General features: G+C 31.8%; 13 protein-coding genes and 2 pseudogenes. 13 read left to right on the forward strand and 2 right to left on the reverse strand.

The features are described from left to right. The first annotated feature begins 53 nt into the window (after nt 1-53). From O3884_RS01815 to O3884_RS01860, 10 genes and pseudogenes are all read left to right on the forward strand, one after another. A complete protein-coding gene (locus O3884_RS01815; RefSeq protein ID WP_371451287.1) occupies nt 54-1,613 on the forward strand; it encodes an ABC transporter substrate-binding protein in 1,560 nt (519 codons plus the stop codon). Between the two features lie 195 nt (nt 1,614-1,808). Continuing rightward, complete coding sequence (locus O3884_RS01820) at nt 1,809-2,765, forward strand: ABC transporter permease (protein WP_294683213.1); 957 nt, start codon at nt 1,809-1,811, stop codon at nt 2,763-2,765. Between the two features lies 1 nt (nt 2,766). After that, nucleotides 2,767-3,591: an ABC transporter permease gene (locus O3884_RS01825; RefSeq protein WP_060914807.1), complete on the forward strand. Its 825-nt coding sequence runs from the start codon at nt 2,767-2,769 to the stop codon at nt 3,589-3,591. A gap of 1 nt (nt 3,592) precedes the next feature. After that, entirely contained in the window at nt 3,593-4,459 is an 867-nt protein-coding gene (locus O3884_RS01830) for an ABC transporter ATP-binding protein (protein WP_371451288.1), read from the forward strand. Further along, on the forward strand, nt 4,459-5,352 hold the full coding sequence (locus O3884_RS01835) for an ATP-binding cassette domain-containing protein (protein WP_314160939.1): 894 nt from the start codon (nt 4,459-4,461) through the stop codon (nt 5,350-5,352). The genes O3884_RS01830 and O3884_RS01835 overlap by 1 nt, the downstream gene beginning before the upstream one ends. A 314-nt stretch (nt 5,353-5,666) precedes the next feature. Next, nucleotides 5,667-6,158, forward strand: a complete 492-nt coding sequence (gene ybaK / locus O3884_RS01840; protein ID WP_371451289.1) for a Cys-tRNA(Pro) deacylase — start codon at nt 5,667-5,669, stop codon at nt 6,156-6,158. A gap of 160 nt (nt 6,159-6,318) precedes the next feature. Further along, on the forward strand, nt 6,319-6,690 hold the full coding sequence (locus tag O3884_RS01845; protein ID WP_371451290.1) for a hypothetical protein: 372 nt from the start codon (nt 6,319-6,321) through the stop codon (nt 6,688-6,690). 249 nt (nt 6,691-6,939) lie between these two features. Then, the gene (locus tag O3884_RS01850; protein WP_371451291.1) at nt 6,940-7,728 is read left to right on the forward strand and encodes a TatD family hydrolase; all 789 of its coding nucleotides are present in this window, start codon (nt 6,940-6,942) and stop codon (nt 7,726-7,728) included. A gap of 3 nt (nt 7,729-7,731) precedes the next feature. Beyond that, nucleotides 7,732-8,382 (forward strand): annotated as a pseudogene (locus tag O3884_RS01855) (ubiquitin-like domain-containing protein); the annotation flags it as partial. Between the two features lie 14 nt (nt 8,383-8,396). Beyond that, nucleotides 8,397-8,748 (forward strand): annotated as a pseudogene (locus O3884_RS01860) (transglycosylase SLT domain-containing protein); the annotation flags it as partial. A 411-nt stretch (nt 8,749-9,159) separates the two neighbouring features. Here O3884_RS01860 and O3884_RS01865 read toward each other — a convergent pair. Further along, on the reverse strand, nt 9,160-10,323 hold the full coding sequence (locus O3884_RS01865) for a multidrug effflux MFS transporter (RefSeq protein ID WP_371451292.1): 1,164 nt from the start codon (nt 10,321-10,323) through the stop codon (nt 9,160-9,162). A 229-nt stretch (nt 10,324-10,552) separates the two neighbouring features. Beyond that, entirely contained in the window at nt 10,553-10,813 is a 261-nt protein-coding gene (locus O3884_RS01870; protein WP_371451293.1) for a transporter, read from the reverse strand. A 178-nt stretch (nt 10,814-10,991) separates the two neighbouring features. On the opposite strand from O3884_RS01870, the gene O3884_RS01875 reads away from it, so the two are divergent. From O3884_RS01875 to O3884_RS01885, 3 genes are read left to right on the forward strand one after another with little or no spacing between them, the layout of a single operon-like run. Beyond that, on the forward strand, nt 10,992-11,792 hold the full coding sequence (locus O3884_RS01875) for a DUF1444 family protein (protein WP_371451294.1): 801 nt from the start codon (nt 10,992-10,994) through the stop codon (nt 11,790-11,792). A 35-nt stretch (nt 11,793-11,827) separates the two neighbouring features. Then, complete coding sequence (gene ytpR, locus O3884_RS01880) at nt 11,828-12,433, forward strand: YtpR family tRNA-binding protein (RefSeq protein WP_003144292.1); 606 nt, start codon at nt 11,828-11,830, stop codon at nt 12,431-12,433. Between the two features lie 25 nt (nt 12,434-12,458). Beyond that, on the forward strand, nt 12,459-15,104 hold the full coding sequence (locus tag O3884_RS01885; RefSeq protein WP_371451295.1) for a hypothetical protein: 2,646 nt from the start codon (nt 12,459-12,461) through the stop codon (nt 15,102-15,104). The last annotated feature ends 70 nt before the right edge of the window (nt 15,105-15,174 follow it).

Consider the following 15,174-nt stretch of genomic DNA (forward strand, 5'->3'; position numbering starts at 1 on the left):
CAAAATAATTTGTAGTTAGAAAAATAGGACTTAAAATCAAGGAGGAAAAAAGAATGAAAAAGAACAAATTGTTTATAGGAGCACTAGCGTTAGTAATGAGTGTTGTAACAGCATGTAGTTCAAAAACGCAAAACACAATTACCACTTCTCAAGATAAAGATACTTTCACGTATGCTATTAGTGATGATCCATCATCAACTAACCCAATCAAGGTAAGTGACCGTTGGGGATTAACAATGACTAATATTATTTACTCACCATTAATCAAAGTTAATGGGGATGGTTCAAAAGAATATGCGTTAGCAGAATCTACTGAACTTGCAAAAGATGGTCTTAGTTTAAAAGTTAACTTAAGAAAAGATGTAAAATGGTCTGATGGACAAAAATTCACAGCTGATGATGTAGTCTTCACTTATCAAACAAAAGCTAAAAAAGAAAATGGAAACTTTAAAAACTTATGGATTGGTGACAAACCGATAACTATTGAGAAAGTAGATGACTACACTGTAGTATTTAAGTTCCCAGAACCAAGTGCAGCTGCAGCAAATAACATTGCGAATGAAACTTACATTATTCCAAAACATGTTTATGGAAATGTATCTGACTTCTCAGTTAAAGAATTAAAAGAAACACCAGTAGGAACTGGACCATACAAACTAGTAGAAAACAAACGTGGAGAATACATTAAATTTGAAGCGAATGAAAATTATTACAACGGTAAGCCAAAAGTTAAAAATGTAGTACTACGTATTATTAAAAGTGCTGATACTACAAAAGTAGCATTACAAAAAGGTGAGGTAGATGCAGCATATGTATTACCTGCTGTAATTAAAGATTTAGATTCTAAAAACATCGATACTTATCCTTACAGTGAAAACCGTATCGGATATTTAGGACTAAACACAAACACAGATGAATTAAAAGATGTTAAAGTTAGACAAGCTGTTTTATACGCATTAAACAAAGAAGACATGAATAAAGCGGCTTACTTAGATAGCAAATACTACCAAAACCCTTATTCATTCTTACCACCGAAAAATCCATTCCATACTGATGATGTAGAGAAATATACTCAAAATGTTGAAAAAGCAAAATCACTATTAAAAGAAGCGGGAGTTTCTAACTTGAAACTTAACCTAGGGTATGCAAGTAACGATGCTGCAAATACTATCCAAGCAACATTCATTCAACAACAATTACAAGCAGTAGGAATTAATGTTGAGCTTCGTGGTGGAGATGAAACAGCTATCTTTACAGAGTTAAGAAAACCTGGTTCTAAAGCTTACAACCTATTCTTAGGTGGATATATCATGGGTAACGATCCTGATTTATACTCTAAGCTATTTGGATCAAATGGTACTTCAAATTACTTCCAATACAGAAGTGAAAAAATTGATGGATTATTCAAACAAGGTGCAGCTGAATTAGATGAAACTAAACGTAAAGAAGTGTACAAAAACCTTCAACAAGAAATTGCTAACCAAGCATACCTATACCCAATCGTAGATAACCAAAAAATCTTAGCGGTTAACAAACGTGTTGGAAATGTTAACGATGCTAAGTTAGTACCAATCTACACATTTGATGATTTATCAAAAATTACTCTTAAATAGTAATAGTAGTGGAAAATAAAATATAGTGTGAGGGGGAGTACGATAAAATCCTATTTATAATAAGATTTTATAGTATCTCCCTCGCTTTATTAGTTTTAAGGGGAACGTTCATTTATAATTTATATCCAAAAGATTTGTGATAAATTATAAATGAATTCCATAAAAATATAGTAATTAGAATTTAAAGGAGATTGTATGATTCGATATATTTTGAAACGTATATTACAAGCAGTACCACTACTTTTAGTAATATCGTTTATAGTATTTACTTTAATACATTTAGCACCATATGATGCTATCGATGCACAGATAACGTCGAATATGTCACAAGAAGAAATAAATATTCTTCGTGAGCAAAGTGGGCTTAATAAACCATTCTTAATTCAGTATGTTGATTGGTTGGGACAAATATTAAGCGGGAACTTCGGGCATTCACTAGTAACTCATAATAGTGTAGGAGAAGAAATCCTAGCGAAAATACCTAATACAATATCATTAGTATTACCAGCCTACATAACAGCACTAATAATCGCAATAGTACTTGGATTACTAGCTGCTGCAAATAAAGGTAAATGGCAAGATAAATTCATCGATGCTGTAGCTTCACTTGGAATAGCTACTCCATCATTTTGGATAGCGATGATATTTATCTATGTTTTAGGATACCAATTAAACTTATTCCCAATAATAGGAATGCACACAATTGGTAAAGAAGGCGATTTTGGTGATTTCTTATCACACTTTATTATGCCTTATCTAACTTTAACAATCGTATTCTTTGCAGAACTTACACGTTATGTAAGATCTTCAGCTTTAAGCCAAACAAATGAAGAGTATGTAGTAGTTCAACAAGCTTTTCAAGCGACAAAAACTCAAATTTTCACAAGACACATTATAAAAAATGTGTTAATACCAGTAATTACTCAAGTGGGTATGTCACTACCAATGTTAGTAACTGGAGCGATTATTACAGAAACAGTATTTAGTTGGCCAGGAATTGGACCATATATTACACAAGCAACTAGAGCTTTAGATTATCCTATTATAATGGCAGTAATGTTACTTTCAGCTACACTAGTAATAGTAGGTAATTTAATTTCAGATATACTTTACTCTATAGTAGATCCTAGAATTAGAAGAGGAGGTAAATAAGATGAAAAGATTTATTAAAATAGCTAAGAGTTCAAAAATTTATATTTTTTCACTTATTTTTATAGCAATATTAGTGTTTGTATCATTAATAGCACCTTTACTTCCTATTGATCCAGCGGCTACTGATGTAGCAAATCTATCTCAATCGCCAAGTTTACAACACTTGTTTGGGACTGATGAGGTAGGTCGTGATTACTTTATTCGAGTAATCTATGGAGGTCGTATTTCTCTTATAGTAGGGTTACTAGCAATGGTGACTGCCGTAACAATCGGGACGATAGTAGGACTTATAGCAGGTTATGTTGGTGGAGTAGTTGATACTTTACTTATGCGTTTAGTTGATGTATTATCATCTATTCCATGGTTAGTATTAGTAATTGTACTTAGTGTATTTTTAAAACCAGGAATTGGTTCAATAATTATAGTAATAGGATGTTTTTCATGGATGCGTCTTGCGAGATTAGTTCGAGCAGAAACTCTATCGGCAAAGGAATATGACTACGTTGTATATAGCAGATTTAGCGGTGTAAAAACTATCTCTATCCTAAAGAAACACATTATTCCAGCTATAATACCAACTTTAGTAGTAGCAGCGAGTGCTTCAATAGCAAATGCAATAATGACAGAGGCGGCACTTAGTTTCTTAGGTCTTGGTATTCAACAACCTATGACTTCTTGGGGAACATTACTACAAAATGCACAACAAAGTCTACAACGTGCTCCTCATATGGCTATCATCCCTGGATTATTTGTAATGTTAACAATTTATTCATTCAATAATATTGGTAACTTACTTACAAAATATATTCAAAAGGAGGGAGAATAGTATGACAAATATAGTAGAATTAAAAAATCTAACGGTTAATTATAAACCAAATAAAGAAGTAGATAAACAGTTAATACACGGTATCGATATTAATTTTAGAAAAGGTCATATCACTGGTGTTGTTGGAGAATCAGGTAGTGGGAAAAGTATCCTGATGCGTAGCATAATGTCTATTCTTCCTAACAATATTTTCGATAAAAATGATAAGTTTTTCTTTGATGGAAAGGAAGTTAAGAAGGGTGAAAAATTACCAATCTCTATGATTTTCCAAAACCCTATGACTTCACTAGATCCAGTTAGAACAATTGGTTTTCACTTAATAGAAGTAATAGAAAGATTCCAGAATAAGTCTAAAGAAGAAGCAAAAAAATTAGCAATAGAGCAACTTGAAAAAGTAGGAATTCTTAATGCACCTCTTAGAATGGAGCAATATCCACATGAATTGTCTGGTGGTATGCGTCAAAGAATATTAATAGCTATGGCATTACTTGCTAATCCTAAGTTATTGGTAGCGGATGAACCAACAACGGCTTTAGACGTTACGGTGCAAGCACAGATTTTATCTCTTATTAAGAAATTACAAAAAGAAACAGAACTTAGTGTTGCACTAGTCAGCCACGACTTCGGTGTAATAGCTGGAATGTGTGACTATGTGTATATTATGTATAGAGGTAGAGTTGTCGAAAAAGGAAATGTTGAAGAAATCTTCAGCAATGCACAACATCCATATACAAAACAACTTCTTGCAGCGGCAAGATTAGAAAATACTGATAAAGAACTTCTTACTGTTGATTATAAAGAAGATGACAAACACTATACTTGGCAAAAACTTAGCGATACTCATGAGTATCTGAAAGAGGTGGAGTAATGAGTAAAGAGTATTTAAAACTAAAAAATGTACGAAAAGTTTATAAGTCTAAAGGAATGGGCAAAGAAGTCAAAGAAACTATAGCTGTTAATGATATTAGTTTAGATATTTATAAAGCTGAGACGCTAGCTGTAGTAGGTGAATCTGGAAGTGGAAAGACTACTCTAGGTAAGGGGATTTTAAATATTGATCCATTCACATCAGGGGAAGTTTTTGTAGAAGGTAATGAAAAGTCTTTAACAAAAATGTCAAAAAAAGAGCTTGCAGAAGTATATAGCAAGATGCAAATTATATTCCAAGATCCTTATTCATCACTAAATCCGCGAATGAGTGCTTTAGATATAGTTATGGAAGCTTTACACAAAGAGGATAAAGAAACAGCGAAGAAAAAAGCGTTAGAAATACTAGAGTTTGTGGGAATTTCTAATGAGGATGCGTTAAAATTATCAAATGCTTTTAGTGGAGGGCAACGTCAACGTATTGGTATTGCTCGAGCAGTTGTAACAAGACCAGACTTCATTTTATGCGATGAACCGACTTCAGCTTTAGATGCTTCAACACAAGCACAGGTAATTAATTTATTAAAAGATTTGCAAGAAAAATTTTCTCTAACATATTTATTCATCTCACATAACTTAGGTGTAGTAGAGTATATCGCAGATAGAATAGCTGTAATGTACAGAGGTAATCTAGTAGAATTAGGAACAACAGCACAGATCATGAAAAATCCACAGCACGTTTATACAAAACGCCTTCTAAGTTCTATGCCGATAATTGATCCGGTAAGAGCTAGAAAGATGTTCGAGGAATTTGAAGTTAGTGCAGAGGAAATAGTAATAACTGGCAGTGAAAAATTCGAAGAAGTTGAAGAAGGACACTTTGTATTAAAATAGTAAATTAAAATATCAATCTCAAAGATATAGAAGATCTAGCTCTTGAGATTGGTATTTTTTCAAATAATTTGAAACAAATTTTGACAGTAGGTAAACTTTGGAGTAAAATAAGGGAGTGACTCAAAAATTGTGATTTCGTAGAAATCGATTTTGTCGAGTCACCCCCGCAAAGTTTATTAGATATCTGAAAAGCTTTTATAAAGCGCATTTAGATATCAATAAACCACTGCGTCTATGAGTTTTCTTGCAAACTTTTTTAAAATCTAGGGATTTTAGGTCAGCCCTATGAAGAAATTAAATAATGAGGTATAATTATGGCTAAGAAAAAAGAATTAAAAACAAATGCTATGCGATTTTTAGATGAAAACGGTGTAGAATATAATCATTTTGAATTTGATGCAGAAAGTGATGCTGCGAAGACTGGTGTAGGAGTAGCTGATATTATCGGGCGTGATCATAATCAAGTATTTAAAACAATTATGACTACGGATGGCAAAGGTAACTACGTTGTAGGTGTACTTATGAGTGAAGACAGTATAAACTTTAAGAAACTTGCCAAAGCAGCAGGAGTGAAAAGTTTATCAATGTTACCACTTAAAGACCTGACAAAAATTACAGGATATGTAAAAGGTGGATGTTCACCATTTGCAATGAAAAAACTATTTCCGACTTTTGTAGATGAGAAATGTCGTGAAGTTGAAACGATTATTATCTCTGCAGGTAAAGTAGGTCACCAAGTAGAAGTAAAACCAGAAGTACTAGAGCAACTTATCGGTGCTCAAGTAGTAGACTTCAAAGCTGAATAATATAAGTAGAATGACTTTAGATAATGATGTGCTTTCCTGAAATTTAGGACAGATTTATATTTAAAGTCATTTTTTATAAAAATCATTATGAAAAGGTTTGCATCATTTTAAAAAATGAGTATAATAGTAGTAAGATAAGTAGTTGGGGAGGTGCATACTTATGAAAAAAAATATTAAAATAGGAGCGATGAGTTTATTATTAGTGCTACTTCCAGGAAGCCTAGGAGTTGGTACAGTCTATTCTTCGTCAGGTGGAAATACTAATGTGAATGAAGAAAATACAACATATCAAAAAAATAATGCAGTTGAAGTAGATAAAAGTACAATTGTGAATAATTCTGAAAATACTGGAGAGAAGATTTCTAAAAGTATTCCTTATGACTATCCTGTAGGTTCATCATATCCAACAAGTGTAAATTATAGTCAATTTTATGATGGGAGTGGTTGGGCTTCAGGTACATTATACTTCAGTGATATTTATCCAATAGGGAATGGTAAAGTACGTGTTTGGTATCATGGAGAACTAAATTAAATATAATAAACTCATTTTATAGAGATGTCTTAGAGTGCTTAAATGCTCTAAGGCATCTTTTTTGTCAACTTCTTAAATATTTAGAAATAATTATTGAAAAAAGACAATAATTCTCCCTAAATATTGCTGAAAACGCATAAAGTAACAATATTTCCGTTAATTGAAAATGTATTGTAACATAATTGAAATAGTTTAGATATTCTAATGAAACGTTGTTTTGATATAATTATTAACATAAGGAGGCGTGGTATGTTATTTGATACACATGCGCATCTAAATGATGATGCTTATTTAGAAGACTTAGAAGAAACTATTGCTCGTGCGAAAGAAGCGGGAGTAAAATTAATAAACATAGTTGGTTTCGATGATAAAAGTATAGAAAAAGCACTGGAAATCACAGCTAAATATGACTTTTTATATTTAACAGTAGGTTGGCACCCAGTAGAAGCAATTGATTTTACAGAAGAAAAATATGAAATGATAAAAAAAATTGCTTTAACTAATGATAAAGTAGTAGCTATCGGAGAGATTGGTCTAGATTATCACTGGGATAAAAGTCCAAAGGATATTCAAAAAGAAGTATTTAGAAGACAAATTCAACTAGCGAAAGAAGTGAATAAACCAATAGTAATTCACACGCGTGATGCTATGGCAGATACAATACAAATACTTCAAGAAGAAAAAGCTAGTGAAATCGGTGGAATAATGCATAGCTTTTCTGGATCTGTAGAAAGCATGAATATAATGCTAAAAGAGAACTTCTATATTTCATTGGGTGGGCCAGTAACATTTAAAAATGCAAAAACACCTAAAGAAGTAGCAAAAGCTTGTCCATTAGATAAGTTGTTAATTGAAACGGATTGTCCGTACTTAACACCAACACCATATAGAGGAAAAAGAAATGAACCTGCATATGTGCATTATGTAGCACAAGAAATTGCAGATCTTAAAGAAATGTCATATGAACAACTAACAAAACAAACATTCAATAATGCATGTGCGTTGTTCGGATTAGAAGATAAAAAGGAGATTAATTAATACATGAAATTAGCTAGAATTATAGCCGCAGCGGCAACATCGGGATTATTATTATCAGGAGCTTTCGTAGTAGCGGAAGAATACACAGGGCACAATGTTTTTGCCGTAAACTTAGATAATAGTAACAAAATTGAGCTAAAAACTAAAAAAGGAACAGTAAGAGAAGTTCTTATCGCTAACGATATTCCTTTTGGTGCAGATGATAGAGTAGAACCAGGTTTAGATACAAAAGTAAACGGTGGGGAAACTATCAGCATTTATAAAGCTCATGAAGTAACAATCGTTGATGGAGATACAACTACGGTAAGAAAAACTACTTACAAAAAAGTTGAAGATATCTTAAAAGAATTAAACATTACTCTTGGTGAAAAAGATGAAGTTACACCAGGATTAAACAGTGAAGTAGCTACAGTTGATACAATTAAAATTGCTAGAACTGGAAAAACTACTGAAACTAAAAAAGAAGTAATCAAATTTGAAACAAAAGAAGAGAAAGATGATTCTAAATATGTAGATGAAAAAGTTACAAAAGTTGAAGGTAAAAACGGTGAGAAAGAAGTTACTTACAACGTTGTAAGAGAAAAAGGTAAAGAAGTATCTAGAGAAGTTGCTTCTGAGAAAGTAATTACTGAAGCTACAGCTAAAGTAGTAGTAGTAGGAACTAAACAACGTCCAGCAGCTCAACAACAAGAAGTAGCAGCACAACAATCTTACGCAGCACCAGCTCAATCATATTCAGCACCAGGTGGATCTGTTGTATTATCAAATGGTAACACTGCAGGTGCAGATGGAGCAGCAGCAGCTCAAGAAATGGCTCGTCGTACTGGAGTACCAGCATCAACTTGGGAACATATCATCGCTCGTGAATCAAATGGTCAAGTAGGAGCTAGAAATGCTTCAGGAGCTAGTGGATTATTCCAAACAATGCCTGGATGGGGATCTACAGCAACAGTTCAAGACCAAATCGATGCAGCAACTCGTGCATATCAAGCACAAGGTTTATCAGCTTGGGGAATGTAATAAATAAGTAAAAGAAGACGATTAATCGTCTTCTTTATTTTTTTGTTTTTTATTCTTTTTTGTAAGATAAGAACCCAGAGCTCCACCTATACCGCCACATACCATACAAATTATTACTATTGTTGGAATATACATCTCTATGCCCCCCTTTTTTATTTATAATGACTCAATAAAATTGATTTTTAAAAATCACGATTTTTGAGTTGCTCCCTAACATACTTGCTATTACTTTTCATCTTCAACTTATCATAAATTAAGGGGTAAAACAAGTCTTATAATAATTAAGAATATATGGTATAATAAAATAATAACGCATTCAAATGAAAAAGAAAAATCTAAGTTATATTGGAAAAACTCATCTTTAAATTAGATGTTTTTAGTATCCGAATTTATAACTTAGATTTTTTTATTTTATATTTTCTTTTCAACTAGTTTGAATGTTACGAATGATATAACTGAACAAATTACGATTGCTATTGCACTAGAGTGGAAGATATTTCCAATTCCTACTAATGGTGAAACAACACCACCTAAGAAGAATGGTACAAATCCAAAGAAAGCCGAGGCACTTCCAGCACGCTCACGTTCTAAACTCATAGCGATAGCAGAACCAGCAGGTAAAATAAATCCTAATCCTAGTAAAAGAAGGAAGAATCCTACTTCAATGAATAGGAAAGGTAGTGTAAGAGTTAGTGCAACTGCAAGGTAGATGCTAACTAATAACATAAGGGATAACCCTAGTTTGATACTAACTTTCTCTTTGAAATTACCAGCGCTCTTGCTTCCTAAAACTATAGCAAAGCCGTTTAAACCAAAACATAAACTATACATTAATGGACTTAAGCTATAATGAGTTTGTAAGATAAATGGAGATGCCGCAATATAGGAGAACATTGCAGCTAAGGCAAATCCTTGAATAATAACAAGAGCAAAGAATAGTTTGTTTTTCGCAACATAGACAATAGAATAATATGTCTTAGTTATTGGAAGATCTAAGCATTTTTCAACGGCTAAAGATTCTTTGAATTTAAAGCTTACAGCTAATAAAACTACACCGATCAGTGCAAGTGTAACGAAAATTCCTCTCCAGTCTGTAAGTTCTAGTAATAAACTTCCTAGGATAGGAGAAAGAATAGGTGCTAAGCCGTTAACAGCCATAAGTAGGGCAAAGAAAGCAGCTAATTCACGTCCGTGGTATAAATCTGTAGAAATAGCACGAGAAATAACTACAGCTCCTGCAGAAGATACACCTTGGATAAATCGTAACACTATCATTGCATATATATTAGGAAAAATTATAATAGCAATAGTACTTATTAAATAAACTATTAAGCTTATTATTAATGGATTCTTACGACCATATTTATCACTAATAGGTCCGATAAGTAGCTGTCCTAATGCAAGTCCGACCATACTACCTGTTAGAGTAAGTTGAATTGTTGATGTACTAGAATTGAAATACGAACTCATAGTAGGTAGTGCTGGTAAATATAAATCTGTAACAAATGGCCCAAAAGCCGATAACGTTCCTAGAAAGAGCACTAGAAACAATTTAGAATTTCTTTTTAATGTCATGTTGACTCCTTTTGATTTTTTGAGAAATATGAACAGATTATAGCATAAAAAAATTTTTTTCGTAAGTTTTTTTTTATCTTTTTTTGAAAAAATTTTATATATTTTTCAGTTTTTCATTTTTAAAAATATAAAGGTATATTTTATAAAAAATTTAAAAATAGTATCTATAATATTATATAGAAAATAACAAAAGTACTTAAATAATCTTATATGATTAATTTAAGTACTTTTATTTCACATCGAAATCAACAGAGTCGATATTTGCGATTAATTTATTTTTTATAAACCAAATTAATGATAATACATAAACTGTATATGTGAAAAATAAGAAGCTAGAAAAAAGAGTGATCTTAGGTTTTTTTAATAGTAAAAAATTTATAAGGATAATTACTATATAAGCTATAAAAGCAACTACTAATCTTCTTGTATTCTTTTTAATCCAGTTATTGTATTTTGTTTGTAATTCGGCTCTTTTTATCTCTATATCCATAAAAAAACCTCCGAAGTATATATATAAAATTATAACAAAATAAAAGAAAAGCTGCAATAAAATATATATAGTGTAAAATAGTGAATAATATTTGTATATATTGCTTAATTATGTTGATTGAATGCGAATAAATATGGTATAATTAAGTTGCCATATTATACACAAAATAGGAGGCATTATGTCTTATTCAAGAGATTATATATTTGAAAAAATAATAGAAAAACTACCTACTTTAAAAATTCATGAGAGGCGAGAAAAAGAAAGCAGTGTTTTTATTTTAGAATATGAAAATCGCCGTGCTAAGATTGATATAGATAGTTTTGTAAGGAAGCTAGGAGATAAGAAAACTAGCGAAAGTGACAAGAAGATAGAAGAATTTGTTTACTACATAGTAGGAAACTTCAATGCACAAAAAGAACTTTCTATAGATGATATAACTGAGGATGAATTATTGGAAAATATTTTTCCAGTGGTTAGAGCTAGTAGTTTTAACAAAGATAACGAGAAAAATCTTGTTAGCTTTGATCATACAAATGAAACTAGAATATATTTAGCTTATGATTTTAAAGATGGTTATAAATTATTAGACGGTAGTTTTTTGAGTAAATTTTCTAAAACTGAAGAAGAACTTTTAGGGTTTGCTAAAGATAATTTAGAAAAACTACCACTTAAGTATAATGTGGATGAAGTTGCAGGAAATAAATTCTATTTCCTAAATGCGAAAGACGGTTACGATGGGGCGAGAATAATCGATAAAAACGTCTTGAATTACTTTTATGATAAAATAGGTGATTCATTCTATGTAGGTTTACCTCATCAAGATACATTGATAATTGCAGATGTACAGAATAAGCAAGGACTAGAAATTTTACAAAAAATGATGGTGCATTTTTTTACAGAAGGACTAGTACCGATAACAACAATAACGTTTAAATACGATGGAAAAGAACTAGAGAGTTATTTTATTTTTGTAGAATAACTTTAAAATTAAAATTTATTATAGGAGAGAGATTCATGTTATTTTTTTACAATAAGAAGATGTTAGGAGAAACATTATTAATTACTATTCAAAGTAAGGAAGAGGTAACATATGAAGATAAGAAGAATATTACACTAATTAAAGATGAGAATGGAGCTTTAGTTGGACTAAATATTTTCAATGTTGAGAACTTAAAATTAGATGGAGAAGGTAGTATCGATTTAACAGAAGATCAAAAAGAAATCCTTCAAAAACGATTAGAAAAAAATGGAATCAAAATTGACCTAGAAGGTAATAATGATGAGTTCTTCGTAGTTGGGGAAGTTTTAAGTTGTGAAAAACACCCAGATGCAGATAAATTAAAAGTAACAGAAGTAAAAGTTAATGAAGAAGAAACACTACAAATCGTATGTGGAGCTCCAAACGTAGAAGCAGGACAAAAGGTAGTAGTAGCTCTAAGTGGGGCAATGATGCCAAGTGGTCTATTAATTAAAAAATCAAAACTACGTGGAGTTGAATCGAATGGTATGCTATGTTCAAAACGTGAACTAGGTTTACCACAAGAAGAAGCAAGAGGTATTTTAGTATTAGACGCGGATACTAAAGTAGGAACTCGTGTGAAAGATTTAAATCTTAAATAAAAAATCTAATTAGGAGGTGTAAAATATGGTGAATTGGAAAAAGTGGTTTTTAGAAGAAGATGAAGATGAGATATACGAAGAAGGCACAGCTAAAAAAGAGAAAAAAGATGATTTAGCTGAACGTAGGGAAAAAAGAGCTGAGAATAGAAGAAAAGAGAGAGTTTATCTTGATGAAGAAGAGGATTTCGAAATAGATTTCAGTTCTAATAAGTCTAAAAAATCATTTGATGAGGATGAGTTTAGTTCACAACGTAGTATTAGAAAACGTGATGAGAAAGAGGAAGGAAAATTTGAGGATTATGAGGAAGTTAATCTTGATGATTTTGAAGTAGATAACTACGATGACTTTGAAGATTACGAAGACGACTACGAAGAAGAATTAGAAGAAGAGAAAAAATCTAAAAAAGAAAATGGCTTTATTTCTAAATTTAAAGGATTATTCAGTTCTAATAAAAAAGAAGATGAAGAATTTTCAGATGATGAATATCTAGATGAAGAAGATGAAGACGATGATGAAGCTGAGGACTATAAAACATATCTAGAGCGTCAGAAACGAGAACAAAGAGAAAAATCTAGAGTAATTGAAGAAAAATATGATGAGTCTGATTATGAAGATGACTATGAAGAAGAAACTGAGAAAAAAGTGGGATTCTTCTCAAGACTAAAAGACAAACTGTTCAATGTAAGTGACGATGAAATTGATCAAGAGGAATTAGATGCAGTATTAGATGATTTCGAAGAAGAAATAGAAGAAGAGAAAAAGCCTGATAAGAAAAAATCTCAATTTAAAGAAGAAAAAATCGAAGAAAAAGTTATAGAAAAAACTGAAGATGAGTTAGAAATTGAGTTTATAGAAGAAAAAGAACAAAAAGCTACATCTGAATTTGAGGAAATTGATATTACAGCATATGAAGAAAAAGAAGAAGTAGCACCAGCAGGAAAAGTAACAGACTTAAGTGATGCATTGAAAAAACTTGGAGTGGAAAAATCTGAAATCCGCGATGTTGATATCTTTGATGCAAATCCACCGAGAAGAACTCACCCAACACTTGCAGCCGTAAGAACTAAGAGACTAAAACAAGATCATAAGATTGACGCTCTTGGAGATCGTGTAGTACTAGGTAAAGATAGTAGTGAGTTGAAAGAAGAAGTAGCAAGCTCATTCAGGGGACAAGCTAAAGAAGAAACTCCAGTTCAAGAAGAAAGAGTTACTAAAAACAGAGAAGCGCGAAGAGAATTTGAAGAAAACTTCAATACACTTGAGAGAAGAAGCGATAAAATCGAAAAAGATAATCCTCTATATACTAAGAAAAATGAAAAATTAGATGGTATTTTCGATGAAATTCGCGACAAAGAAAGTAAAACTCATGAGAAAGAGACTCCTGAACTACAAGTTAGAGAACTTGATGCAGAAGGAAGTCGTCGTGAAAAACTTAAATATACTTCTGTAAATGATGTATTAGAAGGTGCTGAAGATTTATTTGAAGATGATATCGATAGAGTTAGTAAAAAACTTGTAGGTGACAGGTTTGAAGGAAGCCAAGAAGCTACAGAAGATGTAGAAAACTTTAGAAAAGGTTTATACGAAGGTAAAAAAGCAGATAGTTCACAAGAAAGAACAGCATTAGATGAGCTAATTGAGACTGAAAATATAGATGTTTCACCGAAAAAAGAAGAAACTCTACCAGAAATCGAAGAACTAAATGAAAATCTAGAAGATTTAAGAAAAGACAAGAAAGAAGAATCTTATGTTGATTTAGTTCAAGAAGCGGCTAAGATCGAAGATATCGAAGTTGAAGACTATGAAGAACTTAAGGAAGTTAAAAAAGATAGATTATCAGGCTATAGCGATTACCACTTAGATGAAGAGGAAATCGAAGAACTTGAAGAGCAAAATTACCTTGAAGAATCAGCTGATTCAGTGAACATCGATAGCTTATTAAGAGAAGTTTCACCAAATAATAAGATTGTTAAAGTTACTAATGATGTAGATAAGTTTACTGATGAGAAAGTTGTTCCTAAGGAAGTTGCAGAGAAGAGATTAGAAGACGTTAAAGCTCATCAAGAAGTAAAAGAAGAGGATGAAGTGGAACGTGGAATCGATTATACAGAAAAATTATATACTAATGATGTTTCTGAATACTTCGATAAAGGTAATGGTACTAAACTTGGGGAATATAAAACAGTTGATTACGGTTATAGACCTGTGAGTAAAGAGAAAATAGAAAATAATCAAAAAATACTTGATGCTATTTTTGAAAAATACTCTTCATCAGGATTATCTGCGCCAACTAAATCAGTAACGAGCCAAATGATGAGTTCGAATACTATCACACCAAAACCACGTAACGTAGGTAAATTCAAACCATCACCAGTTTACTCATCTGTATATGGTTCAGCAACACGCAATACTGCTGAAAGTTCGAATAAACAGGTAGGTATATCAACTACAGGACTATCTATTAATGATCCTGTAAAAACTACTACTCCAGAAGTAAAAAAAACTGAAACACAATCAGCAGAAAAAAAAACAGTAGAAGCTAAAAAAGTAGAAAATTCAGTGCAAAGTAATGCAAGTATCTATAAAGAAATAGCTTCACAAGAGGAAACTGTTTGGAATATAGGTTCATCAAAACGTGTGCCTAAAAATAAGGTGAAAAGTAAAAAATAATAATTTTAAAAGGAGGTGAGATTAGTTCACCTCCTTTTTGGGATTTGTTGTTTAATTCGATGAATGAAAA

The organism is Gemella sp. 20925_1_85 (assembly GCF_041433735.1).
GTDB lineage: Bacteria > Bacillota > Bacilli > Staphylococcales > Gemellaceae > Gemella.